General features: G+C 50.3%; 25 protein-coding genes. 4 read left to right on the top strand and 21 right to left on the bottom strand.

The window, feature by feature from the left end:
- Positions 1 to 5 precede the first annotated feature (5 nt).
- The 7 genes from purH to purS are packed head-to-tail and all read right to left on the bottom strand — an operon-like array spanning position 6 to position 7857.
- On the bottom strand, positions 6 to 1559 hold the full coding sequence (purH, locus tag WF803_RS06005; RefSeq protein WP_489610641.1) for a bifunctional phosphoribosylaminoimidazolecarboxamide formyltransferase/IMP cyclohydrolase: 1554 nt from the start codon (positions 1557 to 1559) through the stop codon (positions 6 to 8).
- Positions 1531 to 2139, bottom strand: a complete 609-nt coding sequence (gene purN / locus WF803_RS06000; RefSeq protein ID WP_489610640.1) for a phosphoribosylglycinamide formyltransferase — start codon at positions 2137 to 2139, stop codon at positions 1531 to 1533. Before purN ends, purH begins: the two co-directional genes overlap by 29 nt.
- Entirely contained in the window at positions 2132 to 3145 is a 1014-nt protein-coding gene (purM, locus tag WF803_RS05995) for a phosphoribosylformylglycinamidine cyclo-ligase (protein WP_489610639.1), read from the bottom strand. Before purM ends, purN begins: the two co-directional genes overlap by 8 nt.
- Positions 3138 to 4688: an amidophosphoribosyltransferase gene (purF, locus tag WF803_RS05990; RefSeq protein ID WP_489610638.1), complete on the bottom strand. Its 1551-nt coding sequence runs from the start codon at positions 4686 to 4688 to the stop codon at positions 3138 to 3140. The genes purM and purF overlap by 8 nt, the downstream gene beginning before the upstream one ends.
- Positions 4664 to 6898: a phosphoribosylformylglycinamidine synthase subunit PurL gene (gene purL, locus WF803_RS05985; protein WP_489610637.1), complete on the bottom strand. Its 2235-nt coding sequence runs from the start codon at positions 6896 to 6898 to the stop codon at positions 4664 to 4666. Before purL ends, purF begins: the two co-directional genes overlap by 25 nt.
- A gap of 37 nt (positions 6899 to 6935) precedes the next feature.
- A complete protein-coding gene (purQ, locus tag WF803_RS05980) occupies positions 6936 to 7601 on the bottom strand; it encodes a phosphoribosylformylglycinamidine synthase subunit PurQ (RefSeq protein ID WP_489610636.1) in 666 nt (221 codons plus the stop codon).
- Position 7602: 1 nt separating this feature from the next.
- Positions 7603 to 7857: a phosphoribosylformylglycinamidine synthase subunit PurS gene (gene purS / locus WF803_RS05975; RefSeq protein ID WP_489610635.1), complete on the bottom strand. Its 255-nt coding sequence runs from the start codon at positions 7855 to 7857 to the stop codon at positions 7603 to 7605.
- 229 nt (positions 7858 to 8086) lie between these two features.
- On the opposite strand from purS, the gene purE reads away from it, so the two are divergent.
- Both purE and purK read left to right on the top strand, forming a co-directional pair.
- Positions 8087 to 8575 carry a 5-(carboxyamino)imidazole ribonucleotide mutase gene (gene purE, locus WF803_RS05970; RefSeq protein ID WP_489610634.1) on the top strand — a complete coding sequence of 163 codons (489 nt, stop codon included), beginning with the start codon at positions 8087 to 8089 and terminating at the stop codon, positions 8573 to 8575.
- Positions 8568 to 9704 carry a 5-(carboxyamino)imidazole ribonucleotide synthase gene (purK, locus tag WF803_RS05965; protein WP_489610633.1) on the top strand — a complete coding sequence of 379 codons (1137 nt, stop codon included), beginning with the start codon at positions 8568 to 8570 and terminating at the stop codon, positions 9702 to 9704. The genes purE and purK overlap by 8 nt, the downstream gene beginning before the upstream one ends.
- A gap of 52 nt (positions 9705 to 9756) precedes the next feature.
- Here the strand turns inward: purK and WF803_RS05960 are convergent, their stop codons facing one another.
- Entirely contained in the window at positions 9757 to 10212 is a 456-nt protein-coding gene (locus WF803_RS05960) for a DUF4430 domain-containing protein (RefSeq protein ID WP_489610632.1), read from the bottom strand.
- A gap of 156 nt (positions 10213 to 10368) precedes the next feature.
- On the opposite strand from WF803_RS05960, the gene WF803_RS05955 reads away from it, so the two are divergent.
- A complete protein-coding gene (locus WF803_RS05955; protein ID WP_489610631.1) occupies positions 10369 to 11835 on the top strand; it encodes an amidase family protein in 1467 nt (488 codons plus the stop codon).
- Positions 11836 to 11887: 52 nt separating this feature from the next.
- Here the strand turns inward: WF803_RS05955 and WF803_RS05950 are convergent, their stop codons facing one another.
- The 13 genes from WF803_RS05950 to WF803_RS05890 form a co-directional block, all read right to left on the bottom strand.
- A complete protein-coding gene (locus WF803_RS05950; protein ID WP_489610630.1) occupies positions 11888 to 12754 on the bottom strand; it encodes an immunity protein Imm33 domain-containing protein in 867 nt (288 codons plus the stop codon).
- Between the two features lie 71 nt (positions 12755 to 12825).
- A complete protein-coding gene (locus tag WF803_RS05945; protein WP_489610629.1) occupies positions 12826 to 13305 on the bottom strand; it encodes a threonine/serine exporter family protein in 480 nt (159 codons plus the stop codon).
- Positions 13305 to 14078, bottom strand: coding sequence for a threonine/serine exporter family protein (locus WF803_RS05940; RefSeq protein ID WP_489610628.1), 774 nt, complete (start codon positions 14076 to 14078; stop codon positions 13305 to 13307). Before WF803_RS05940 ends, WF803_RS05945 begins: the two co-directional genes overlap by 1 nt.
- Positions 14079 to 14195: 117 nt before the next feature.
- On the bottom strand, positions 14196 to 15218 hold the full coding sequence (locus tag WF803_RS05935; RefSeq protein WP_489610627.1) for a PTS sugar transporter subunit IIC: 1023 nt from the start codon (positions 15216 to 15218) through the stop codon (positions 14196 to 14198).
- A 419-nt stretch (positions 15219 to 15637) separates the two neighbouring features.
- Positions 15638 to 16162 carry an FUSC family protein gene (locus WF803_RS05930; protein WP_489610626.1) on the bottom strand — a complete coding sequence of 175 codons (525 nt, stop codon included), beginning with the start codon at positions 16160 to 16162 and terminating at the stop codon, positions 15638 to 15640.
- A gap of 26 nt (positions 16163 to 16188) precedes the next feature.
- Positions 16189 to 17184, bottom strand: a complete 996-nt coding sequence (locus WF803_RS05925; RefSeq protein WP_489610625.1) for an asparaginase — start codon at positions 17182 to 17184, stop codon at positions 16189 to 16191.
- Complete coding sequence (locus WF803_RS05920) at positions 17181 to 17882, bottom strand: hypothetical protein (RefSeq protein ID WP_489610624.1); 702 nt, start codon at positions 17880 to 17882, stop codon at positions 17181 to 17183. The genes WF803_RS05925 and WF803_RS05920 overlap by 4 nt, the downstream gene beginning before the upstream one ends.
- Before the next feature lie 118 nt (positions 17883 to 18000).
- Positions 18001 to 19509 (bottom strand): YfcC family protein, encoded by a 1509-nt coding sequence (locus WF803_RS05915; RefSeq protein ID WP_489610623.1) that lies wholly within the window; start codon positions 19507 to 19509, stop codon positions 18001 to 18003.
- A 361-nt stretch (positions 19510 to 19870) separates the two neighbouring features.
- Positions 19871 to 20092, bottom strand: a complete 222-nt coding sequence (locus WF803_RS05910; RefSeq protein WP_489610622.1) for a hypothetical protein — start codon at positions 20090 to 20092, stop codon at positions 19871 to 19873.
- A complete protein-coding gene (locus WF803_RS05905; protein ID WP_489611901.1) occupies positions 20064 to 20465 on the bottom strand; it encodes a UPF0236 family transposase-like protein in 402 nt (133 codons plus the stop codon). The genes WF803_RS05910 and WF803_RS05905 overlap by 29 nt, the downstream gene beginning before the upstream one ends.
- 237 nt (positions 20466 to 20702) lie before the next feature.
- On the bottom strand, positions 20703 to 21932 hold the full coding sequence (gene arcA / locus WF803_RS05900) for an arginine deiminase (protein ID WP_489610621.1): 1230 nt from the start codon (positions 21930 to 21932) through the stop codon (positions 20703 to 20705).
- A gap of 217 nt (positions 21933 to 22149) precedes the next feature.
- A complete protein-coding gene (locus tag WF803_RS05895) occupies positions 22150 to 22704 on the bottom strand; it encodes a DUF4352 domain-containing protein (protein ID WP_489610620.1) in 555 nt (184 codons plus the stop codon).
- 111 nt (positions 22705 to 22815) lie between these two features.
- Positions 22816 to 23970 carry an MFS transporter gene (locus WF803_RS05890; protein ID WP_489610619.1) on the bottom strand — a complete coding sequence of 385 codons (1155 nt, stop codon included), beginning with the start codon at positions 23968 to 23970 and terminating at the stop codon, positions 22816 to 22818.
- 276 nt (positions 23971 to 24246) lie between these two features.
- Between WF803_RS05890 and WF803_RS05885 the strand changes: the two genes are divergently transcribed.
- On the top strand, positions 24247 to 24849 hold the full coding sequence (locus WF803_RS05885) for an NADPH-dependent FMN reductase (protein WP_489610618.1): 603 nt from the start codon (positions 24247 to 24249) through the stop codon (positions 24847 to 24849).
- The last annotated feature ends 6 nt before the right edge of the window (positions 24850 to 24855 follow it).

Genomic DNA, 24855 nt, shown 5'->3' with positions numbered 1-24855 from the left:
GCCTCCTAATGCTTGAAATGCCGTTGATGCGTGTGGAGCATGGCGATATCGTACTGATCAGCCACCTCGGTTGAAGCGGCGTCCTTAATCGAGCCGCCCGGCTGAATGACCGCCTTAATACCAACCTGGGCTGCTAATTGCAGGCAGTCCGGCATCGGGAAGAAAGCGTCACTAGCAAGCACAGCTTCATCTAAGGCAAAGCCCCGCGCTTGCGCCTCCTTGATGGCAATTTCCAAAGCACCAACCCGGTTCATCTGCCCGGCGCCAATGCCTAAGGTTTGCGTCTTAGAAGCTAAGACAATCGCATTGGATTTCACATGCTTCACCACCCGCCAGGCAAAGTCCAAAGCCTGCCGCTCCGCCGTGGTGGGCTGGCGCTTGGTGACAACTTGAGGCTCTTCTTGGTAGAGACCTAAGTCCACGTCTTGGCGCAAGAGGCCGCCGTCCAGGAAACGCCCCGTAAAGGCTTCAGCAGCTGCTTTTTCCCTGGTGGGCGTTTCGAGCAAGCGGATATTTTTCTTCTGCGTCAAAATAGTCATCGCCTCGTCCTCGTAGGCCGGCGCAATAATAATTTCTAAAAATAAGTCATTCAGGTCTTCAGCTAAAGCCTTGGTGACCGTTTCATTAACGATGACAATGCCCCCAAAAATAGAAACCGGATCAGCTGCTCGGCAGGCTTTAAAGGCTTCCTCTATACTTTCTCCTTGGCCGACGCCGCAGGGATTGGTGTGCTTGAGGGCAATCGCGGTGGTTTGATCAAATTCACGCATTAATTGGAGGGCGGCATCCACATCCTGCCAATTATTGTAAGAAAGAGCCTTCCCGTGCCATTGCTTCAAGTCCGGCGTCCCTTCACTACCATGGAGGACTTCCCGATACACCGCTGCTCTTTGCTGGGGATTTTCCCCGTAGCGCAGGTCGTCTTGGCGCTCATAAGTTAGGGTCAAACGCTCGGGAAAGGCGGCCTCTTCCTCATGGGCTTGGAGCCTTTCCGTAAAAACTTCCGCAATCAAAGCATCATAGGCCGCCGTATAGCGAAAAGCCTTGGCTTGCAGTTTTCGCCGGGTGGCCAAACTGACTTCGCCTTGGTCAGCTAATTCCTGGCTCACTTGGGCGTAATCCTTGGGGTCGCTAACTACGGCTACTTGCTCACCATTTTTGGCTGCTGCCCGCAAGAGGGCCACCCCACCAATATCAATATTTTCAATTATTTCTTCTAAACTAACGTTTGGCCGCTTCACCGTTTCTGCAAAAGGATAGAGATTAACCGCAATGAGGCCAATCGGCTCGATTCCTTGCTCCTTTAAGGTGGCTTGGTGGGCTTCATTGGTTAAATCTGCCAGCAAGCCACCATGGATGACCGGATGCAAGGTTTTGACCCGGCCGTCTAAAATTTCAGGATATTGGGTCAAGTCGCTGACCTTTGTAACGGGCAAGCCTTCTGCCACCAGGGCCTGATAGGTCCCACCGGTGGAGACTACTTCCATATCCGCCCCGACACAAGCCTGGGCGAGGGGAATAATGCCGTCCTTATGGTAAACACTCAGTAAAGCTCTCATGATCAGCCTCCTGCCTTTCTCTTAAATAACGTTTTACGGTCTTGGGGTACAAAATATGCTCTACCGCATGAATGCGCGGGGCCAAAGTTGCCAAAGTATCCCCGTCTTCAATAGGGACGCGCTCCTGGGCTAAAATTGGACCCGAGTCCATGCCGGCATCGACCAAATGAATCGTGACCCCGGTTTCCTTGGCGCCGGCGGCTAGGGCATCTTCCATGGCATGGGCCCCAGGGAATTCAGGCAGGAAAGCCGGATGAATATTTAAAATTCGTCCCGCGTAATGAGCCACAAATTCCGCCGTTAATAGGCGCATAAAACCCGCTAAGAGGAGCACATCCACCTGGTAGTAGGCAAGCTGCTTTAATAAAACAGCTTCAAAAGCCGATCGTGATTCATAAGCCTGGGCCTGCAAACTCACCACCGGCAGATCAAAAGCCTGGGCCCGGTGAATGACTGGTGCACCAGGCTGATCCGTCACAAGAAGCACCACCTCGCCGTCAAAGTCCGGCTCCTGGCTGGCCGCCATTAGGCTTTGGAAATTACTGCCGGAGCCACTCGCAAAAATCGCTAGCCTAGTCACCGGCCGTCACCACACCCAGGCGGACGGGTTTCTCCCCGGCCTCCTGCAAGACTTCAAGCACTTCATCTGCTCGGTCCTTATCAACCGCATAAACAAGGCCAATGCCCATATTGAAAATCGCAAACATTTCGTCGTCACTTAAGTCCCCCAAGTCCTGCAGGTAAGTGAAGATTTCGGGGCGCTCAATCACGGAGCGATCAATGTCGACCCCGAGGCCCTCCGGCAGCATGCGGGGGATATTTTCATCAAAACCCCCACCCGTAATGTGGCTGATGCCATGAATGGCGCCTGTTTTTAAGGCTTTGAGCGTGGGCTTCACGTAAATGCGGGTCGGCTCCAAGAGGGCTTCCCCTAAGGCCCGGCCGCTAGGTAGGCTTTCATCGTACTGGCATTGGTGGTCCTTAAATAAGATTTGCCGGACTAGGGAATAGCCATTGGAATGCAGGCCACTGGAAGGAAGGCCAATGAGGACATCGCCCGGCACAACTTGCTCAGGGCGTAGAGCTTCATCAGCATCCACCACGCCCACCGCAAAGCCCGCAATATCAAAACCTAAGGCGGGGTAAACATCAGGCATTTCTGCCGTTTCTCCCCCAATGAGGGCGGCCCCGGCTTGGACACAGCCTTCGGAGATGCCACTCACCAATTTTTCAATGCGGTCAGGATCATTCTCCCCCACGGCCAAGTAGTCGAGGAAGAATAAGGGCTCTGCCCCGACGGTAATGATGTCGTTGACACACATGGCCACCGCATCAATGCCGATCGTGTCATAGCGTTTCAATTCTTGGGCAATGAGAAGCTTAGTGCCCACCCCGTCCGTGCCTGAAACGAGCACAGGGCGTTCATACTTGTCCTTATCGAGGGCAAACAAGCTCCCAAAACCGCCCAAGTCACTCATGATTTCTGGGCGATTGGTGCGCGCCACATGTTTTTTCATTTGTTGGACAGCCTGGTAGCCGGCCTCCACATCCACGCCGGCTTCCGCATAACGGTCACGTTTACTCATCGTCCACTTGCTCCTTTTCTTGCTTGGCTTTTGCTTTCAAATAGTCGGCTTGTAAAGGGGTCAACTCGGCTTCAAATTGCTCTTCGTAATCCAAAATGGGTACCGGATAATCCCCGGTAAAGGACTCGAGGCAAAGGCCTTGGTAGGGGCCCTCTTCATCGAGGTCGATGGCCTTCACCAAGCCAGGGACACTCAGGAAGGCTAGCGAATCAGCTCCGATCGTTTCCTGCATTTCCGCCACCGTTTGCTGGGCACCCAGCAGTTCGCTAGAATGCGTCACGTCAATGCCGTAAAAGGACGGGAAGCGGAAGACGGGGCTAGCAATCCGAACATGGACTTCCAAAGCCCCGGCATCCTTCAAATGGCGGACAATACGCCGGGCCGTCGTCCCCCTAACGAGCGAATCGTCGACTAAGACGACCTTTTTTCCGGCGACCACGCCACGGACGGCAGACAATTTCAAATTGACCGCTTCTTCGCGCTTGGCTTGGTTAGGTTGAATAAAGGTGCGGGCAACATAATTACTCTTAATGAGGCCCATTTCGTAAGGAATACGCGCCGCTTCTGCATAGCCACTAGCGGCACTCAAACTGGAATTGGGGACGCCCACCACAATATCCGCATTCTCAGCAGGGGCTTCCTGGGCGAGAATCTGACCCGAGCGCTTTCTAGCCGTGTGCACATTCACGCCGGCAATATTGCTGTCGGGCCGGGCAAAGTAAATGTATTCCATGGCGAGAATACTGGAGCGTGTTTCTTGCGTGTAGCTCTCTTTTTGGTAGCCGGTTGGCGTGAAGTGAACCACTTCACCAGCGCGAATTTCTTCGATAAAACGCGCACCCAAGGTATCGAGGGCACAGGTTTCACTGGCAACCACATAGCCGCCTTCTGGCAAGGCCCCGATAGCTAGGGGGCGGAATTGATTAGGGTCCACACAGGCGTAGAGTTCGCCATCCTTTAAAAGGACAAAATTAAAGCAACCCTTCAATTTCCGCAAGGCCTGGCAGAGCTTGTCGCGGAAGTTCTCTCCCGGGCTACGGCGCAGTAAGTGAACGAGCACTTCCGCGTCACTGGTCGAATGGAAAACGGCACCTTCATCTTCTAATTCCTTGCGCAAAATTTGACTGTTGGTCAAATTGCCATTATGGGCAAAGGCTAGGTCCATGTCGTGGAAATTAAAGACAAAGGGTTGCACATTCTGCAAGAGATTATTGGCCGTGCTCGCATAGCGCACGTGGCCAATTCCCACCTGTCCAGGGAGGCCGCGCTCAACGTCCAAATGCTTCATGACTTGCGACAATAGGCCCAAGCCCGCATGCAAATTCATTTCGGCTTTTTCGGCGTCATAAGTTGCAATGCCGGCGGCTTCCTGGCCCCGGTGTTGCAGGCTATGGAGAGCGTAGTGAACGTCGCGCCAGGCTTTATTATTGCCCATAGCTTCGGGGACAATCACCCCACAAATGCCGCACTCTTCATGCAGACCAGTCGTAGTTTCGCTGGTATGAGTTTCAGTCTTATTTAGGAACGTGTGGTTAAACGACATGGGATAGCCTCCTCAAAGCGTCGTTTCAAAGCAGCTAAAGCGGCGCTCGTGTCTAAGTTTTTAGCAGCAAAGTGGGCAGTGGCGTCGGCCTTCACCTCACCCAATTTTTGGGCTTCTGGGCAAGCTTCTTCAAAAGCTTCGACGTGGTCAGGGTGAACGGAAACCACAAAGCGGCCAGGCCGTTCACTAAAGTAGTGGGCACTCTTCTCAGCAAGTTGAACCTTAAAGCCTAGGCCACTGACGAAACTGCTCTCTAAGAGATTGAGGGCCAAGCCGCCTTCGCTCACGTCATGGGCTGAGGCAACGAGACCGGCTTCAATGGCTTTAAGCAATTGGTCTTGGCGGGCCTTGATGGCTTTTAAATCAAGATCTGGCAGGGTGCCTTCCAAGCGGCCCGTTTGATAGGCTTGCAGTTCGGAGCCGCTAAAGTCGCCAGCGGTTTCCCCGAGCAGGTAGAGCTGGTCGCCAGCTTCTTGAAAGGCAATGCCCGTATGGTGGTCGAGATTTTTAATTAAGCCGACGGTCCCAATGCTTGGTGTGGGCAAAACTGCCCCATCGTCAGCTTCATTGTGCAAGGAGACATTCCCCGAGACGACTGGTGTATCGAAGACTTCACAAGCCCTGGCTAGGCCCTTAATGGAATACCACATATCGTAGTAAATTTCTGGCTTGTATGGATTCCCATAGTTCAAGCAGTCCGTAATCGCCAAGGGACTCGCCCCACTAGCCACAATATTACTGGTGCCTTCCACAATGGCCCGCTCGCCACCGCGTTCCGGATCCAAGTAAACTAAGCGCGCTGGGCAGTCCAAACTCATAGCCACGCCTTTGTGGTGAGGACGGATACGGACCACCGCTGCGTCACTCAATTGATCCGAAGCCGCGACCGTGTTCGTTTGCACCGTGGAGTCGTAGGTGTTGTAAACCACTTTTTTGCTAGCTAAATTCGGCCGATCTACCATCGCTTCTAGGGTGGCGTCAAAGTCTTCCACATCCAAGTCCACTGCGCCAATTTTCTTGAAGTCAGCAAAGCGTTTAGAAGCTTTAGCTTCCGGCGTGTTTTCCGGTGCCCCTTCTGTCAAGGCCTCCACCGGCAGGTCACAAACACACTCGCCTTGGTGGTAGAGGTAGTAGCGTTCTTCCTCAATGACTTCCCCAATAGTGATCGCATCTAAATTATAACGGGCAAAAAGATCGATCACTTCCTGCTCCCGGCCCGCTTCAACACATAAAAGCATCCGTTCTTGGGATTCTGAGAGCATCATTTCATAAGGCGTCATCTCAGCTTCCCGTTGGGGGACGAGGTCCAAGTTCAATTTAACCCCCATGTTAGCCTTGCTGGCCATTTCGCTAGATGAGCTGACGAGGCCAGCCGCGCCCATGTCTTGAATTCCGACAAGCAAGTCGTGGTGATTTTCAATCAAGTCCAAGCAAGCTTCCATGAGGAGTTTTTCCATAAAGGGGTCGCCCACTTGCACGGCCGAGCGTTCTTCTTCGGCTTGGGAGTCGAAAGCCTTCGAGGCAAAGGAGGCACCGTGAATGCCGTCACGACCCGTTTTGGCCCCAACATACATGATGCTATTGCCGGCCCCGTGTGCTTGGCCTACTTGCATGTGTTCATGCTTGACTAAGCCCAAGTTGAAGGCATTAACTAGGGGATTGCCGTCATAAGACGCGTCAAAGACGGTTTCTCCGCCCACGGTAGGAATGCCCATGGAGTTCCCGTAATTGGAAATCCCATGCACAATTTCGGTGAGCAAGTGCTTCTTCCAAGCGGTATCCAGTTCCCCCACGCGAATGGAGTTCATATTCGCAATCGGCCGGGCTCCCATACTGAAAATATCGCGTAAAATACCGCCCACGCCGGTGGCGGCCCCTTCATAGGGTTCAATGGCGCTAGGGTGATTGTGGCTTTCGGTTTTGAAAACGACGGCCTGGCCATCGCCTACGTCCACAATTCCTGCCCCTTCACCGGGCCCGCGCAGCACTTGGCCACGTGCCCCTTTGGTTTTGAATTGGCGGAGGGCCTTGCTGGAGTTCTTGTAGGAGCAATGCTCACTCCACATGACCGCAAAGAGGCCGAGCTCTGTTTCATTGGGCAAGCGGCCTAAAATATCATCCGTAATCGTTTGGTACTCTGCTTCACTCAAGCCCCATTCTAAATATTGCTTCGTGTCCCGCAAAGTTTCTGGGCTAATTGTCTTCGTCAATCGATCTACACCTCTGTCCTTTTAAAATAAGCGTCCACTAAGCGTCCATATTTTTCAGCAAAGCCGTAAAGAAGGCCTTCCCATCCGCACTACCGAGGATTTCCTCCATGCCGCGCTCCGGATGGGGCATCATGCCGATCACATTCCGTTTTTCATTGCAAATGCCGGCAATATCATGCACCGAGCCGTTGGGATTATTGACATAGGTTAAAACAATTTGCTTATTTTTAACCAATTGTTCGTAAGTCTCCTCATCACAATAGTAATTCCCTTCTCCGTGGGCGATCGGTAAGTGCACGATGTCTCCCGGTGTGAAGTCACTCGTGAAAGGCGTGTCGGCACTTTCCACACGCAGGGGTTCTAATTGGCTAATAAATTTCAAATTTTCATTTTTTTGCAGGGAACCAGGGAGCAGGCGCATTTCGGTGAGCATCTGGAAACCATTGCAGATGCCAATCACCGGCTTGCCACTGGCCGCAAAATCTCGCACCGCACTCATAACGGGGCTGACCGCCGCTAAGACACCGCTACGCAAGTAATCCCCATAAGAGAAACCGCCGGGGAGAAAAATCGCTTCATAGGCACTCAAGTCCGTTTCCCGGTAATCGACCAAGTCAGCCTTGCCCCCTAAAACATTGACAATGCCGTGATAGAGGTCTTGGTCGCCGTTAGTTCCCGGAAAAACTAAAATTCCAACCGTCATCTTAGGCCTCCTCTACAATTTCATAATGGTAATTTTCCATCACCACATTGGCCAGGAGCCGGTCGCAAATGGCTTCAATTTGCTTCTCTAACTCGTCTTCTGCTAAGCCTTCCCGCACCCGCAATTCAAAGTACTTGCCCATGCGCACTTCTTCAATCGCATCATAGCCCAATTGGTCCAAGGTATTTTCAATGGCCTTTCCTTGGGGGTCTAAAATTGATGGCTTATACATGACATGAACTTGAACTGTTTTCATTTGCTCCTCCTTGGCTGACGCCGAATCCTAATTCAATATGCTGAACATTATTTTTTGTATTTATTTTATTGTTCGCCCTTTAGTTTAGGGATGTTTGCTGCCTTTGTCAAGTTAAATCACGTACTTTTTTAATTAATATGAGTTGATTGTTCGTGTTTAATTGCGTATGATAGGAAGTGTAGCAGAATTCCAGGGATTTACACGTTGAATTAGCAGAAAGAAGGATATTATGACAAACATTGCTATTGTGATGGGCAGTTCCTCAGATTGGTCGACCATGAAGGCCGCTGCCCAAATATTGGACGACTTCCAATTGCCCTACCATAAGGAAGTGCTTAGTGCCCACCGGACGCCTGATAAAATGCTTAATTTCGCTAAAACTGCCCGGGAAAAAGGCTTTAAAGTTATCATTGCCGGGGCAGGCGGTGCCGCCCATCTCCCCGGCATGCTAGCCAGCGAAACAACCTTGCCGGTGATCGGCGTACCCGTGCAATCGCGCGCCTTAAGCGGCCTGGACTCCCTGCTTTCCATCGTGCAAATGCCCGGCGGGATTCCTGTCGCCACCACCGCCATCGGGAGCAGCGGCGCTAAAAATGCCGGCCTCTTGGCTTTGGAAATTTTGAGCACCCACGATGAAAAAATTGCCGAACAATTAGCAGACTACCGGAAGCAATTAGCCGCTCGCGTGGAAGAAATGAATGGTGAACTCGATGACTAAGGAAAATTTAAACCCTAATGCCCTGCCTGTTGTCGGCATTATCGGCGGTGGCCAGCTCGGTAAAATGCTGGCCCAAGTGGCCAAACGCATGGGACACCGCGTGATCATCTTAGACCCCACGCCAGAGTGCCCAGCCGCCCAAGTCAGTGACGAGCAACTCGTTGCCCCTTACACAGATACAGAAGCCTTGAAAACCTTAAATGAGAAGGCGGACGTGATCACCTTTGAATTTGAGAACATGCCCGTTGACTTGCTGGAAAGCCACCTCGACCCCGAACGTTTTGTTCAAGGGACGAAGGCTTTGGCCATTAGCCAAGACCGCCTGGCTGAGAAAGCCTTCCTTAGGGAATGCGGGCTTAAAACAGCGCCCTATGCCAAAATTGAAAGCTTTGAAGATTTAAAAGAGGCCCTCGAAGGCATGGGCTATCCCGCGGTGTTAAAAACGACCCGCTTTGGCTATGACGGCAAGGGGCAAATCGTTCTAGAAAGCGAAGCAGACCTGAAGGCCACCAAGCCCCTGATCGATGAACAAACCTGCATCCTCGAAGGCTTTGTGCCCTTTGAAGCGGAAGCCAGTGTGATGGTCGCCAGAAACCCTCAGGGCGAGATGACGACCCTCCCAATCGGGGAAAATCGCCACGTCAATAACATTCTTCACGCCAGCCTCGTGCCGGCCGCCCTCCCCGAAGCTACCCAGGACAAAATGATCCAGGAAGCTAAAACCCTATGTGAAGCCTTAGATTACGTGGGCATTTTGGGCATTGAATACTTCGTTTGCCAAGACGAAGTTTTAGTCAATGAAATTGCCCCCCGTCCTCATAACTCCGGCCACTACAGTATTGAAGCTTGCGACTTCTCCCAATTTAATTTACACATGCGGGGGGTCTTGAACTTGCCCCTACCCGAAGACGTCCAACTGCTCAAGCCAGCTGTCATGGTGAATATCCTTGGCCAGCACTTGGCAGCCTGCCGGAAATTAGAAAATGACCCTGCCTTTGTCCGCGCGCAATTCCATGACTACGGCAAAGCCGAAGCCCGCGTGGACCGCAAAATGGGACATATTACCGAACTTGGCGCCGACCCCGAAAAACTCTACCAGAAATTTACTGCCACTAAAATTTGGGATTAAAAGAAAAAAAGTGAGCCCCGAAGAGCTCACTTTTTTCTTGCGATTTTTTAACTTACATGGCTTCTAATTTCCAAAGAACTTGGTCGCCGTCTTTTAATTCATAGTCAGCGGCACCGACTTCAGCCATCTCGCCGTTGACTTCATACATCCAATACTTATTAGCCTTATCATCTTGTTCGTGGCGGTCGATGGAAGTCACCATCCCGTCTTTTTCCTCAACAGTGAAATTAGCTTTCAAGACATCCATGGCACTGTCGCCTTCTTCAAAATGCACATTTTCTTCGGCGATTTCTTCCCCATCTACTTCTAAGGTCACCTTGGCGGATAATTGTTCAGCGTCCGCATCCGCTTCGCTGTCCGCCTCTTCTTCGGAAGCTTTATCCTCGGAAGTTTCCTCCTGCACCTCTTCCATCTTGGGTTCGGTACTTTCCTTGGTGGCCTCCTCAGTTGCTGGCTGTTGGCAGGCCGCTAGGAATAAAGCCAGTAATAAGGCTAGTAGTTTTGACATCTGCATCCACTCCTTCTTAATGTTACTTCTATCATATGAAATTATAGGGGGCATTGCAATTAATTTCTCTAGACCCCAAATTTGGGTTCACCTTACTTTTAAGGTATACTTAATTTGTATCAGATGCTGTACAATTTATGTTTAAGGAGTGGTTGCATGTCTCTCGATTTTAAGCAAATGGACGCTCTAGAAATTGCCCGCCTGATTAAAGGCAAGCAGATCACGCCCTTGGAGGCTGTGGATCATGCGATTAAAATGATTGAACAGGAAAACTCCAATGTCAATGCGGTGGTTCATACTTGGTTTGACGAAGCGCGTGAGTACGCCAAAAACTTTAAGCATTTTGACGCTCCTTTTGCGGGCGTGCCCATTCTAGTCAAAGACCTCGGCCAAACCCTAAAAGGCATGCCCAGTACCAGTGGGGCCCGGCTCATGAAGGATTACAAGGCCGAAGTGACGAGTAACTTTGTCCAACGCTTGCTAGACGCCGGCTTCATTATCCTCGGAAACACAAATATTTGCGAATTTGGGATGAAATTTATTTCCGATTGCGAACTTTTCGGCACCACGAAAAATGCGATCAAACACGGCTTCCACGCTGGTGGTTCCAGTGGCGGTGCGGCGAGTGCCGTGCAAAGTGGCATGGTTCCACTTGCGGGGGCCAGCGATGGAGGCGGCTCGATCCGGATTCCGGCTTCCTTCCAAGGCTTAATTGGCTTGAAGCCCACCCGGGGACGCATTGCGACCGGACCCGAAAAATGGCGCGGCTGGGCTGGCTGCTCGATTGACTTTGCGGTTACCCAAACCATCCGAGATACCGAAGCCTTACTCATGAGCATGCAAGGCAGCCTGAACCCCATGCCTTTTAAGGTGAAAAATCTCACCCAAGACCAAATGCAAAAAGCTAAGGAGCAAGTTTCCTCCTTGCGGATCGCTTATAGCACTGAGACCCCAACCGGCACGCCGGTCAGTGATGATGCCATTCGCGCAGTCAAGGAATTAGCTGAACACCTGCAAATGCTCGGCTTTTCCGTGGAAGAAGCCAAGCCCAATTACCCTAAACGCGATCTCGTCGACGACTACTACCTCGTTTTGGGGGCTGAAACCAGTGCCGCCTTCAAAATGATGGAAGAGCAAATCGGCCGACCAATTGAAATTGGCGATGTCGAGCGGCAAACCTGGGCGTGGAATGAATACGGGAAAACCATTCCGGCCTGGAAATACACGGACCGTTTGGATGTTTGGGATCAATTGGCGAAGAATATGGACGATTTCTATGAAGACTACGATATTCTCCTGCAACCAAGTACCGCCTTCCCTGCCCCCGAATTGGACAAGGCCCTCTTCACCGAAGACTTGGCCAGCCAGTTGAAGCATGCTGACCAATACTCAGAAAGCGAACTTTCCGAATTGATGTATGCGGCCAATAAGATGGGCACCTACTACTCCCCCTTCAACTATATCTACAATATTACCGGCCAACCCGCTCTCGGCCTGCCCACCTACACCTGCCCAAACGGCTTGCCCCTCGGTGTGCAATGTGTCGGACGCTTCGGCCGCGAAGACCAAATTCTCGCCTTAGGAGAAAGGATTGAAGCCTCCGGTCTCTTGCAGCGCTACTAAAATAATAAAATACCGAAGAAAAAATGCCTGACTGCCAATGCAGTCGGGCATTTTAATCTTCTTTTGCTAAATAGGTATCCTCACGGGGCTGCTGCCATTCCTTTTTCTGTTCTTTTCGCACTTGCAGGCGGTAGGTGCGATTCATCTCTTCCATTAAACCAAGCTCCATGCCAAGCGTGAACCATTCGCCTAGGGCCAGTAAGTGCTCCGCCCAGGGATCCTTGGCCGTGTCTTTTGCGAAGCGATCGTAAGCTGCCTTCACGACGGTATAAGGTTGGTTGAAGCGCTGGGTTAAGTAACTCGTGAGGAAGCGTTCATACATGGTCGGCGCAAAATCCTCCGTGGCCCCCAAATGAGCCAGGTAACCCTGCAAAACGCCCAGTAAAATTTCCACTTCATAGGCTTTGGGCTGGTCCACCCGTGTGCCAAATAACACATTCACCAATTGCTCAACCTGGGCCTCCAAATGGCGCAGGGCCTCGAGATCAGCTTCATTAATCGCCAATTGCTGCTCAATTTCCGCCTCATAATTTTTGATAAAGGCGGGAAAATGCGTTCGGAAGGCCGGATCGGAGAAAGGCAGCGTTTCGATACTGTCGCTTAAAATTGCCACTTCGCCCGTATCCTCATAGACAAATTGCTTTTTCGGCCGCCAATCCAAGCGCAGGTCTGCCCCCACCGGATACCAATAGATACCGGCCACGAGCGGTTCGAGCTTGATCATCGTATTCATATCACAAATCATTAAAGCCGACTTGCTGGCTAAGCTTTCGGTCGTGTCTTCTGCTGCCAAGAAACGCCAGCCTGAGTCATTGGCGTGCTTGGCCGGTTCATGGAAGGCCCATTTCAAGCGGCCCCGCTTCTGGTAGAGCCGTTTGGAAACCAAGCAGGAGCCTGCCTTTTTGATCCTTTTTCTCATCATCGTCTCCCTTTCTAAGCCCTATTTTAGCACAGCTTGCGCGTGGTGTGAGCCAATACCGCTGGAAATTCTTACTTCTGCGCTCTATCCTTTTGCCGATTGGGACGAATAAATTTGGGCAAGGTGCGCTGGTTGAGGAGGTTCATCAAGGTGTCGACGGTGAAAACAGCGAGAGCAATCGCTACTGCAATGACAAAGGTATTTAATAATTCCTGGAGGGCCAGCTGATTGTCGCCTTGAATAAAATGCAGGGCGGTTAAATACATGCGGCCGCCGGGGACCAAGGTAAAAAAGCCGGGAATAAAAAACACTGTCACGGGTTGCTGGTAGCGGCGGGCAAACCAGTGGGCCATGCCGGCGATCACCAGGCCTGCCGCATAATTGGCTACCCCCACTGTCAGGTGTAATTGCTCATACATGAGGAGGTAAGCTAGCCAGCCGACGGTAGAAATAAAAGCCACGTGCCGCATTAGATGCCGGGGGGCCTGCACTGCCACCGTACAGCAAAGCCCCACTGCGTAAGCGGCTAGTAATTGCTTTAACCAATGCATTAGAAGAGCCTCCTTAGTAGGGCCAAGGCTAAGGCTGACCCTATCGCAATCATCAAGGCCTCCAGAAAAGCCTCCATCCCGCGGGCCCCACCAGCCAGGTAATCTTCCCTAAAAATATCCCGCAAGGAGTTCGTAATAGCTGTTCCCGGCACCATGGGCATGAGGGTTGCCATGACGACCGTATTCACATTCAAGCGATAAATAAAAAAGTGCATGGCCAAATAGGACAGCATGGTGACCATGAAAGCCTGAATCACATTCGACACCATCGTGCTCAGCCCCCGCTTCTCCGTCATACGCATGGACCAAGCCAAAAGCACCCCGATGGCCGTGGCGCAAAGGCATTCCAGCCCGCCCCCACCAAAAAGAAAGGCAAAAGCGGCACAAAGTCCGATCACACTCACAGCTTGCAAGCTCGGCTGATAGTAATCCCGATGCCGGTGGAGGAGCTTAAGCTTGAGATAAGCTTCCTCAATACTGATGATCCCCGACGTTAGCTCTCGGGAAATTTTATTGACCGCCGAAATTTTGTGCAAATTATTACTGCGGCGGGTGATACGCTTAATGCCCACATAAGAGCCCTGGGTAAAACTCGCATCATCCAAGGTCGCGTATAGGCTCGTGGAAAACGAGACCGCCACCGCATAATCAGCCTTACTGAGGGTCAGCATGCGGTTCATCGTATCCTCCACCCGGTAAGATTCCCCATTGCTTTCTGTCATAATTTGCCCCGCTAAGAGAGCTGTTTCCAAGAGCAATTTGTGTCGGTCCATTTTCCACCTCCTAAAAGTCTCCGCCAGAACTGCCTTCATCATAACATAAGCCTCCGGTTACGGATGGTAATTTTATATAAAAAAGGCGCTGCCAACCGCAGCGCGCAAAATTTAAATTTATGCTTCGTCTTTGAGAAGTTCTTTAGTGGTCACTACCTTCATATTACGGGACAGATGCGCCATGATGAAGGCGACAACCACCCCAATGATCAAGGACACCGCACCGGCTTTAACGACTTCCAAAGGTGGATTATCCGCAAAAGGAGCGATGATCCCCGGAATCACAGATGCCGTACCGGGCGTATTATTCACTAAGTCGGTTAAGGCGACATAAATCCCCGCAAAGCCACCGGCGAGGAAACTGGTCGGGAAAACCACCAGCGGGTTAGCGGAAACTAAGTGGGCTTGGGTTAAGGGTTCCAAGGCGAAGCTGATACTTTCCTCCCGCGTTCCAATACCAGACTTGCTGAAGAGAATGTAGTTAGCCGTCAAAGTGCTAAAAATCGCCAAACCAGCGATAGCCATTGGTTTCCCGGTCAAACCCATCATGGCCGTGAGCGCCATTGAGCTTAGCGGCGCCGTTGATACCACGGTGAAGATCCCCCCGAGAATGAAGCCCATCACGATTGGGCTGGACGTACTAGCTGCTTCAATAATATTCCCAATTTGAGCGAGCAAGGCGTCAACCGTTGGGGCAGAAACAGCAGCGATGGAGTAAGCAATCGGTAAGGCAATTACCATAATAGCAAATGAATCTAATCCATCGGAAACCTTCTCTTCAATCCAATTGGCTAAGAAGCTAATAAAGTAACCGGCTAAGAAACCGGGTAAAATGCCAAAGTTCATCATACAAATCCCGATCAAGACGGCGTTAACCGGTTTTACTTTTAACTTCAAGCAAACCAAGGTGGCCGCTGCCACACCGGAAAGAGCCCCGTTAGAAACGGCAATCCCATTTAAAAACGGAACATCGAAAATCGTCCCAAACAATGCCCCATAAACAGCTTCAACTAAGAAACTCGCTACTGCCGCATCCGCCAAGGCACTCATGGCCAAGGCACCTTTAGGGGCTTTATAACTAAAAAGCGTAAAAGCTGCAAGGAGCAATAATAAATAAACAATACCTAATATAACTTGCATAAAAATCGTTCTGTAAACAGAAACTCCTTTCATTCATTCCTCATCAAACCGTAATCACTTACAAATAATACCGTGGAAGCATCCCCGAATCCCAAGTATTTAGAAAGTAATTACAAAAAGTATTATAACACCAGATTAGCAAAAATTGAAGGCATTTTTAATGTGAAAAAACGCACATGCAAAAACTCGAAACATTGAAATACCGCCGTTTCCACCAAGTAACCCCTTCCCTAAAAAATCCAAAATTTTTAGGTTCTTCCCCTTGACCCTTAGCCAGAAAGCTCGAATTTTATCTGTAAAATTCGAAACAATGGCAAAGTTCTAAGAGCAAATATTACATTTTTATTTAGAATAATGAAAAGGCTTTTATGAGAAAGCTGTGGTGAAAACAAAAAAGGCTGGTGAAATACCCCACCAGCCTAAGCTTTATTCTCCTTCCAGCGGAGCAACCAGCGTTTCACGCGCGCCCGGGGCAAGACCCATTCCACAATCGTTGCCATGCTGGCGCCGACAAAGGTATCTAAAACCCGAAAAATCGCATAAGTATAGCGATTCGTTTCTGGAATGGAGAAATAGACGATCAAAAAAACCGCCATCCCCCCGACCACCGCCTTTTTGGCCTGGCTCAAATTACAGAGCTTAATCGTCATCATCGTACCAAGCATCGGCAGTAAGTAGGTAATCACCGGCCACTTCGGTAAAATGCTGGAGAGGAAAATCATCAAAATCGCAATCATCCCCCCCAGCGTATTGGAGAGAATGCGCTGGAAGCCCAAGTGCCAGGTCTCCGAGAAATCCTTCCGCTGGGCAAAAACCGCCGAGAGGGTCGCGATTTGCGGATTGCTGCCAATCACCTGGTCGTAGAGGCAGGTTAACAGAAAAATACTCAAGCCTGTCTTAAAAATTCGCATGCCAATTTTAAAATGTTTGAGTTTTATTTTCACGCCGACTCCCCTCCCTCAGTCGTTTCCTAAGCCTCAGTTAAAGCCGGCGGCAAAATATCCCAGGCCACCGGTGTTTTCAGTAATTCCTTGACTTGACAGAGATCCTCTGCTTGGCCGAGTGCCCACATGGTTTTCATCACTAAAGCCTCTAAAACCATGCCCTCGACCGGCAAAATACCGTCCTCTTCCTCAACTTGCCCCACCGCATAAACGTTAAAGCGTGGCCCCCCATAACGGACTTGGCTGTGCAAGAGGACCAGTACCCCTTCCTTGGCCAAAGCATTGAGTGCATCTTTAAAGCCTTGGGGTAAGCCACCCATGCCAAAGCCGCCAAGGATCACGGCCTTAAAGCCCCGAGCCGCCTCTAACATGTCTTTAGGCGACCAGCCGGGCACAAGGGGCAGATTTAACACCCGCGGGTCAAAAGCCGTCTTCAGTGCTCTTTTTTTCGTTTCAGGCAAGCGATGGCGATGCTGCACCTGCCAGCCGTCTACTGTGGCCAAAGCCGGCAAATCAATGCTCGTAAAACCCGCTGGCTTAGAGGTATGAATTTTCACCGCATGCGTGCCCGCTAGCACCTCACCCGCAAAGGCGATGACAATTCCTCGACTCTGCTCATCTAAGGCATAGGCGGTAGCCACTTGCAGATTCCCATAGCCATCACTGCCCAAAACGGCAAGGGGCAATTGGGAGCCCGTCAACACAATCGGCTTGCCGCTCCCCCCTAACATATAAGTCAGCATGGCACTGGCGTAGCCTAAGGTATCCGTGCCGTGTAAGACGACAAAACCGTCATAGTGGTCCATTTTTTCGCCTAAAAACTCCGCCAAGCGGGCCCATTCCCTAGGACCCATTTCCGAACTATCCCGGTTAAATAACACCGCTATTTCCGACTGGAAGTTGACGGGATAGCTATCCAGTAAAGCGCTTAACTCTCCGGTCATAACAGAAGGGGCAAGACCCGCCGCCGTCTGCTGGCTCGCTATCGTTCCCCCTGTTAAGACATATAATATTTTCTTCATCGTACATCTCCAATCTGGGACACCACCGACTCCTGGTGCAAGTCATTCAGGGACCGCTGCAAGGCTTCGGCCACTGCCGGACGCTGGGCTTTAAAGCTCTGGCCATCCGTGAAACTGATCGGCGCCCCAAAATGCACGGTCTTAGACGACCAATCGGAATACATGGGCACAAATTGCACATGCTCCCGGTGGGCCTTCCAGTACAATTTCTCCAAAAATAGGAAGCCGTCATAAATATCCGTGGTAACCCCACTCTCATTTTGGTAATCCTTATCGGGGAAAATCAGCACCGGCTCCCGCTTCTTTAGGGCGGCGACACTCTGGCCGAGCGTTTTTAAGATATCTCGCGAACCCCGGTAGACCGGAATGGCCCGCATGCTCTGCAGCAAAGCTACCACAAAGAAGCTCATCGGCTTCGCCAACAGCCAAGCGAGAGGACCCGGCAGGCCAAAACGCTGGGTGAGCGTATAATCATAGTATTGTTTAAAGCAAGTTTCCTGCTCCAAAAAATTCCCCAAGACCCAAAGCCGCACAAATTTCGGCTGCCACATCATAATAGACACTGGCCCAAATAAATTCTGATGGTGGGACACAAAAACAGTCGGCCGATCCAAGGCAGGAAAAGCGGAAAAAGTATAGGACGGGAAAAACAGGCGCACAACTTTCCGCAAACGTAAGAATAATTTACCGTAAGCCATCTAGCCACCGCCCTTTCCTAAAAATACGTGAATTTAAAGGTATCATAACATATTTTTAGAAGCTTGATAACTCAAAGGGCTTCCTCAACCCACCTAAGTAGCCAAGTGCTAGGCCAATTTACAGCCAGGCAAAAAGGACTAACATGAGGATGGAGGCGCCGAGTAAGGCCAAGAGAATTTTGCCCAAATACCGCCACCAGGTCGTCAAGGGGATCTCTGCAATGGCTAAGGCCCCCATGACCACACCGGAAGTGGGCGTGAGTAGATTGATCAAGCCATTGGCCGATTGAAAGGCCGTCACGACCAAATGGGCAGGCAAACTGGCAAATTTAGCCAAGGGTGCGACAATGCCAATCGTAGCCGCAGCGAGGCCAGAACTGGAAGGAATTAAAAAGGACAGGGGCAGGTAGAAGAGATAGGTTAACACTAAAAATAGGCTTTGCGGTAAGCCCCGCAAGAAACCCTCGCCCCAGTGCAGGAGCGTGGCGGTAATATGCCCGTCATTCATCACAATTTGAATGCCCCGGGCCACCGCACAGATAAAGGCCACCGCCAAGAGTTCCTTAGCTCCCGCAATAAAAATCTCTAGCATCTCCCCTTCTGAGAAGCCCCAATACCAACTAATCAAAACGCTCATCAGCAGGAAGAAAGCCATCATATCCAATAAAGACCAATGCCCCAAAGGCACAAAGCTTTGCCCCAGCAAGGTCTGCACCCCAGGAATGTGGCCCAGCCAGGCGTAGAGGTCTTCAAAAATCGTCAAATGAGCGGATAAATCCGACCAGGGCACCAGGCCTAAAATCATGACGAGGAAGGAAAAAATAAAGAGGGTCAAGACCCCTTTTTGCTTTTTCGTCACTTGGGGAGTGGCTGCTGACCATTGGTATTTCTCCAAAATGGCCGCCCTTTGGCCAGGGACCAGGGAATTATTAGGATCGGCCTGCACTCGTTTAGCGTAACGGGTGGTCAAGCCGGCCGCAATGACATAAGTCACGATGAAGAAAATGAGCCGATAACCCAAACCGGCACTGATAGGAACTCCTGCCATGGCGCTCGCCACCCCCGTTGAGAAAGGATTCACCGTCGCCGACACCACGCCCACGCCCGAACCGAGTAAGGCAATGGACACGGCCACCAAGCTATCCATGCCCACGGACACCATCATCGGTAGGAGTAAGGGGAAGAAAGGCAGCGTCTCCTCCGCCATGCCAAAAGTGGTCCCCCCTAAGGCAAAAACAAACATCAAGGCCCAAATCAAAAGCGTCTCCTTGCCCTTAAAGCGCCGGATAAAGGCACTCAGACCGGAAGCCAGGGCTCCCGTTTTTTCCACAATCGCTAAAAAGCCCCCCATGGTTAAAATAAAAAGGGCAATATCCATCGTTCCCTGGGCCGGTCCTGCCCCCAACATGCCAATAAAGGGCGAACGAATCACATCCCACAAACCTTGGGGACTCTTGGGGAGTTCTTGGTAGGTGCCGCTTAATACTTCTCCCGCCTCGTTCACTTGGTATTCCCCGGCCGGTATCAGCCAGGTCAACAGGGCGACCAATATAATGAGGGCAAATAAAATCGTAAAGGCTGAAGGCAAGCGCCAGCCTTGCTTTTTCGTCTGTTGTTTTGTGCCCATAAAAATCACCTCAAAAATTCAATACGTCCTCTAAAATAACATGAAGCGCGCCCCTTGTCACGCGGGCCTAGGGAAAGGTTAGTGTCAAGCAATGCTCGGTCAATCATAAAGAACTCTATCTCGTATCTAATTATTCAAAAGTCACTTCGTTTTTGTGCTAAAGGACGCTGCGTTAAAAGCAGTGGCACCGGCTTACGCTTCATAGAAGCTTACGCCTGACCGTCCTATTCTGGCTCTATGTCGTTGGATAGGCCTCGCTACGCTCACCCTATCGGCACTCCGAGAGCCAGATATACGGACGGCCTGCTAACACTGCTAACGCAGGTCTTTAGCACGCACTCCGTGTCTTTTGGCGAAGCAGCTAACAAAATGTATGGTATAATTTCCCGACCATACTGCTTGACACTTCACTTGGAATCGTGCCCTGATGGGCACCACAAGAACTTTGTTGCGGCCTGTGACTTAGTATTGCCCTAACAATCCCTGGATATTCGGGTATAAACGGGCTTGTATTAGCTTCAAAATCTGATCGAACAGCTTCTTCAAAACAATGATTAGATTGAGCGGTGATAATGGCAGCCATCGCTGCTGCGCCTTGACGGATCCAATTTCTTGGACAATATGATGTGCGGTCTGATGCGAAATACTAAAGCATTGAAGGCTTCTGCACTCGCACGAAAAGTTTGCTTCGTACAAAGCTGGGCAATTTTTTCTTTGACCTGAGAAGAAAGATGACTTCTTGCTTCTAGGCCTAAACACAAATCTAGGGGAAGAAAGCTAGAGTGACCTTCTTTTTTCATCCGACAACGTCTAAAAGTAACGGCACCAAACATAAAACATAGTGTTCGTGGTTCATAGTGACCGATTTTCCAGCCTTCGGCTTGGTACTTTTGAATGAACTGATGATTAAGTTGAGTGAAAACCGCTGCAAGACATTCACAGCAAAAATTCTTTATATCGGATAAACAAGATCTTCAAAGTCACCTAAAGATGAGCAATTTTCCGTCTTTTTTAGAATATCTGTGATAATATCATTCATGAGGACATCTTCTTTCTTTTTTTTGATCAACTTAAAGATAGATGTCCTTTTTTATTTTTCAAGTCTTACCGAGCATAATTTTACACTAAGTAGAGAAAGTTACCCAAAATTTAAAAGGCCGCCGCAAGGGCGACCTCAGGCAAAAATGCTTCTGTTAATAAGGACGGCGGCAGAAAGGCATGCTCATGCAGCGCGGGCCACCGCGGCCGCGAACCAATTCCGCACCGGGAATCTCATGGACCTTGAGTCCGGCTTTTTTCAGGAGGGCATTCGTTTTAATATTGCGATCGTAAACGACCACTTCCCCAGGCGCAATGGCTAAGGTATTGGAGCCATCGTTCCATTGCTCGCGCGCAGCAGCGACGGGATCCCCACCCGCACAAGGAATTAATTCCACTTCGGCAAGATCCAAGGCTTGGGCCAAGACATCCTGCAGGGGCGCCGTCATTTCCTTCACCGCCAAGCTTCCGGCTTTTCCGGGGCGCAATGCAAACACCTGCAAGTCCCCAGTAATTTCCGGGTGAATGGTAAATTTATCCACGTCCACCATGGTAAAAACCGTGTCCAAGTGCATAAATTTCCGGTTATTGGCAATCTGGAAGGCTAAAATACAGTCATAGGCCGTTTCCTTGAAGAGGCGCTTGGCTAATTTTTCCACCGCCCGTGCCCCCGTCCGTTGCGACAAGCCCACCGCCAAAGTCGATGCCGACAGGACCAGTTCATCTCCCCCTTCAATACGGGAAGTTTCCTTGCGGTCATAGTAGAGCTCGACTTGCCCTTGACCATATATTGGATGGTAGGTAAAAATATACTTACCATAAAGTGTTTCACGGTTGCGCGTGTCGGAGTACATGTGATTCAAAGACACGCCGTGCCCCATCGTCGCAAAGGGATCGCGGGCAAAGTATAAATTCGGCATGGGATCCACTAGGAAAGGGTAAGCTGAATCCATCCGATCCACCAAGCTGCCCCGGTCCCGCACTTTGAGTTCGTGTTTCGTGTAGCCCTCCATGGATTTCAAGACGAGGTCTAGGGTATCTTTTCGCGCCAGCAAATCTTCACGGACCGCTCTGTAAGTCCCCGAACCTGGGATTAGGCGGGCCTCCACCAGCCAGTCATCCACAAATTCTTCCCGCGCCTCGGCGTGGTCCAAGGCCTCGGCCACCAATTCTTCCAAGTAGAGGACCTCCACCCCCTGCTCTCTAAGCACGGCCGCAAAATGATCGTGCTCAGCTTGGGCATCGGCCAGATAAGGAATATCGTCAAAAAGTAGCCGGTCCAGAAAGTCCGGCATTAAATTCTCAAGCTCTCGGCCTGGGCGATGGAGCATGACCGTCTCCAAAGGCCCAATCTCAGAGAAAACTTGAATCGGTTTGTCCCTCATGGGTTCACAGTCCTTCCTTATGGTCTTAATGGTCTTTTCCCTATTGTATAACAGAATAGAAATGTAAGCGAGTTAAAGTTACTGTTTAGAACAAAAAATCAAGCAAGCTTAGAAAAAAGCACACAAGGACGCAGCGAGCCATACAAAAAAGGCGTCTACATAAATTGTTCTAAAATAAAAAGACCACCCAGGCAAAACTGAGTCGTCTTTTCGCAGGCTATTCCACACCCCGGGCATCGAGGACAAAAGTGAAGCGGTCACCCTGCACCCACTCTCCGTCTTTTTCATAATGGGGCTGCCATTCCACATCAATTTCTTCCGTGTCTCCCGGGATAACAAAACTCAATTCGCCTCCGATAGAATGACCCGGTGAGATTTCATCCGCCGTCGATGAGTCTAAATAGTAATCTTTTACTTTTTTCCCATCCGCGTACACAGAATAGGAACCGTCTGCCCCAACATAATAATTTTCTTCGCTTTCATTCTTGACTTCAAAGAAGATGGTTAATATTTTGTCCTCATCACCTACTTCCACCTCAGTATTAACTTCGGGGAAACGCTCGTTAACAAATTTAGCATCGTTCAGGGTAAAGGTTAAACCGTCCATCTCCACCGTATCGCCAAGGGTATACTCAACGCTTTCTTGTTTAGACTCTTCCACTTCCTCCGTGGGGGCTTCCTGCTCCACTTTGGCAGGCGTTTTGCCGGTGTCCTCCCCACCACAAGCCGCTAAAGCCACGGCACACAAACCTAAAACGAGTAATTTTTTCATCATACCCACTCCTTTTCTATACTAATTTTATCATACCTTAACAAAAATTTAATAGCTAGGCTTTCGGGCAAGTAAAAAGCCGGCTGTCATGAACAGCTGGCTTAAAATACCTTAATGGGCGAGCGTTTCCTGGGCCAGGGTGGCCACGACACAATCAGCGACTAAAACAATAATCGCCATATGTGCAATGGTTAGAGATGAACCCATGGTTAACAGCCAGCCGCTCAAACTGGTGCCAATCATAATAGAGAAATTAAAGCAAGCGGACTGCACAGAAGTCGCCACCGCGACGCCATCGTGAACCTGCCGCGTGACGGCGGTTTGGAAGAGCGTGACCAAAGCGCCAAAGCCGATGCCCCAAAGGATAAAGCTGAGATGGTGGAGGAAGGTGACTGGCGTAAAGCTAAATAAAGCCATTGCCACCGCTGCTGACCCCAGCATAGTTAACGTCACAAAGCGCAGGTGCCGGTCGATAAAGTAAGCTGCGAAGAGTACGGAAAGAACAGAGCCCACGCCGAAGAGAATTTGCGCGACACCAATACCGGGATAGTGGATGTCACTGACCAAATTGGTGATATAAGTATACATGCCGTAGTTCGCTATCGCTGCTAGCGCAGTCATCCCCCCAACAAGCAGAACGCCCTTGTTTTTCAGCATGGTCAAAGGAGAGTTAGCCCGCGAACGTTTCTCCCCAGGCACATGCGGGAGGAAAAAATGACAGAGCACACCGATTAAGGCAATGCAAGCCCCCATCACCACAAATTCGACTTGGTAAGAGAAGTAGCGTCCAATCGCTGTCATCAAGGGCAAGCCCAAGCTCATGCCCACCGTCGTTCCAGCCATAATCACAGACACTGCCAGACCACTTTTTTCTGTGGGTACCAACATCATGCCATAAGCAGAGATCATCGGCCACAACACGCCTGCACACAAGCCACCCAGCAAGCGCGCTACCACCGCCAGCCAGTAGCTAGACGTGAGTCCAGTAATAAAATTAGCCAAGGCAAAGCCAAAAATTAAATAGGCTAGGAGTTTCTTGCGATCCCACTCCACCGTTAAAGCAATCAGGGGCAGGCCGCAACACGAATTCGCAATCGCATATTGGCCCACAAAACCACCCGCTTGAGCCTGAGAAATATGAAAGCCTTGCGCCATTTCCGGCAGCACGCCCGACGGCATTAATTCCGATAAAATTGCCGAATAGGTAATACTGGCCATTAGAATTAATAAGGGCCAGGAAAAATATTTTTTCGGTGCATTTTCCATCGTTTCTCCTCCTCATATTTTTATTTCAACACTCCCATTATAGCCTTATCGATTGATAAAACAAGGCTTAGGATAAAGCTTATTTTTGCCCTCTCCTACTCTCTTAAATCGCCAGCTCTGGCCGCCTAAAAACACAGCTTGAGACTTATTTATGGAGGGAAATGCCTTTGCTTTCACAATTCCCAATAAATTGGTTATACTTAAAGTAATATAAAGCTCTTTTATGAAGAATAAAAGCCAGTCACTCAAACTCATGCCAGCAGAAAGGAGCCGACCATGGCCATTGGACTGATCATGGGGAGTATCCGCCCCCATCGCGAAAATGCGGACGTGTCAAACTGGGTCTTAGACATTTTACAGGAAACTTACCCTGAAACGGACTTTGAACTCGTAGACTTAAAGGCCTACGACTTGCCCCTCTTTAAGGAACCCAAGTCACCCGGCTTAACGAAGCACTTGGAAGCCCCCGAAGCCGAAGCTTGGCTCAAAAAAATCAAAGCTCTCACCGGCTATATTTTCATCACCCCGGAATACAACCACAGCACTTCGTCGGCCTTAAAAAATGCGATTGATTACTTATCAGGACAATTGATCGATAAGCCGGTCGGCATTGTAAGTTACGGGGCAAATGGTGGCCAGTTAGCCGCTAGTCAATTACGGGAAATGCTAACCGAATTTCAAGTCGCTGATGTGAGCGAAAATCCAACCTTGGACTTCGACCACGATTGGCAGGACAAGAAATTTAAGCCCAGTGCCAATGCCAATGACAGTGTTAAAGTCTTGGGCTATCAATTCATGCACTGGCACGACGCCATGGCCCAAGTGCGCCAGGCCAAAGCCCAGGAAGACACGAAGCAAAAGGGCTACAAGCTCGATTAAAATAAG

This window comes from Aerococcus sp. BD502 (assembly GCF_057919555.1).
Note: the sequence above shows the minus strand (reverse complement) of the source record. Positions and strands in the feature narration are given on the sequence as shown.

What these genes read in the sequence shown, in the direction of transcription:
- purQ (WP_489610636.1), bottom strand. Translation starts at nt 7,601, where the DNA reads ATGACGGTTGGAATTTTAGTTTTTCCGGGAACTAACGGCGACCAAGAC.
- WF803_RS05895 (WP_489610620.1), bottom strand. Translation starts at nt 22,704, where the DNA reads ATGAAAAAATTACTCGTTTTAGGTTTGTGTGCCGTGGCTTTAGCGGCT.
- WF803_RS05890 (WP_489610619.1), bottom strand. Translation starts at nt 23,970, where the DNA reads ATGGAAAATGCACCGAAAAAATATTTTTCCTGGCCCTTATTAATTCTA.
- WF803_RS05945 (WP_489610629.1), bottom strand. Translation starts at nt 13,305, where the DNA reads ATGCATTGGTTAAAGCAATTACTAGCCGCTTACGCAGTGGGGCTTTGC.
- WF803_RS05910 (WP_489610622.1), bottom strand. Translation starts at nt 20,092, where the DNA reads ATGGCTGCCATTATCACCGCTCAATCTAATCATTGTTTTGAAGAAGCT.
- purH (WP_489610641.1), bottom strand. Translation starts at nt 1,559, where the DNA reads ATGAGAGCTTTACTGAGTGTTTACCATAAGGACGGCATTATTCCCCTC.
- WF803_RS05885 (WP_489610618.1), top strand. Translation starts at nt 24,247, where the DNA reads ATGGCCATTGGACTGATCATGGGGAGTATCCGCCCCCATCGCGAAAAT.
- purS (WP_489610635.1), bottom strand. Translation starts at nt 7,857, where the DNA reads ATGAAAACAGTTCAAGTTCATGTCATGTATAAGCCATCAATTTTAGAC.
- arcA (WP_489610621.1), bottom strand. Translation starts at nt 21,932, where the DNA reads ATGAGGGACAAACCGATTCAAGTTTTCTCTGAGATTGGGCCTTTGGAG.
- purK (WP_489610633.1), top strand. Translation starts at nt 8,568, where the DNA reads ATGACTAAGGAAAATTTAAACCCTAATGCCCTGCCTGTTGTCGGCATT.
- WF803_RS05940 (WP_489610628.1), bottom strand. Translation starts at nt 14,078, where the DNA reads ATGGACCGACACAAATTGCTCTTGGAAACAGCTCTCTTAGCGGGGCAA.
- WF803_RS05960 (WP_489610632.1), bottom strand. Translation starts at nt 10,212, where the DNA reads ATGTCAAAACTACTAGCCTTATTACTGGCTTTATTCCTAGCGGCCTGC.
- WF803_RS05925 (WP_489610625.1), bottom strand. Translation starts at nt 17,184, where the DNA reads ATGAAGAAAATATTATATGTCTTAACAGGGGGAACGATAGCGAGCCAG.
- WF803_RS05920 (WP_489610624.1), bottom strand. Translation starts at nt 17,882, where the DNA reads ATGGCTTACGGTAAATTATTCTTACGTTTGCGGAAAGTTGTGCGCCTG.
- WF803_RS05915 (WP_489610623.1), bottom strand. Translation starts at nt 19,509, where the DNA reads ATGGGCACAAAACAACAGACGAAAAAGCAAGGCTGGCGCTTGCCTTCA.
- WF803_RS05935 (WP_489610627.1), bottom strand. Translation starts at nt 15,218, where the DNA reads ATGCAAGTTATATTAGGTATTGTTTATTTATTATTGCTCCTTGCAGCT.
- purM (WP_489610639.1), bottom strand. Translation starts at nt 3,145, where the DNA reads ATGAGTAAACGTGACCGTTATGCGGAAGCCGGCGTGGATGTGGAGGCC.
- WF803_RS05950 (WP_489610630.1), bottom strand. Translation starts at nt 12,754, where the DNA reads ATGAGAAAAAGGATCAAAAAGGCAGGCTCCTGCTTGGTTTCCAAACGG.
- WF803_RS05955 (WP_489610631.1), top strand. Translation starts at nt 10,369, where the DNA reads ATGTCTCTCGATTTTAAGCAAATGGACGCTCTAGAAATTGCCCGCCTG.
- purE (WP_489610634.1), top strand. Translation starts at nt 8,087, where the DNA reads ATGACAAACATTGCTATTGTGATGGGCAGTTCCTCAGATTGGTCGACC.
- purF (WP_489610638.1), bottom strand. Translation starts at nt 4,688, where the DNA reads ATGTCGTTTAACCACACGTTCCTAAATAAGACTGAAACTCATACCAGC.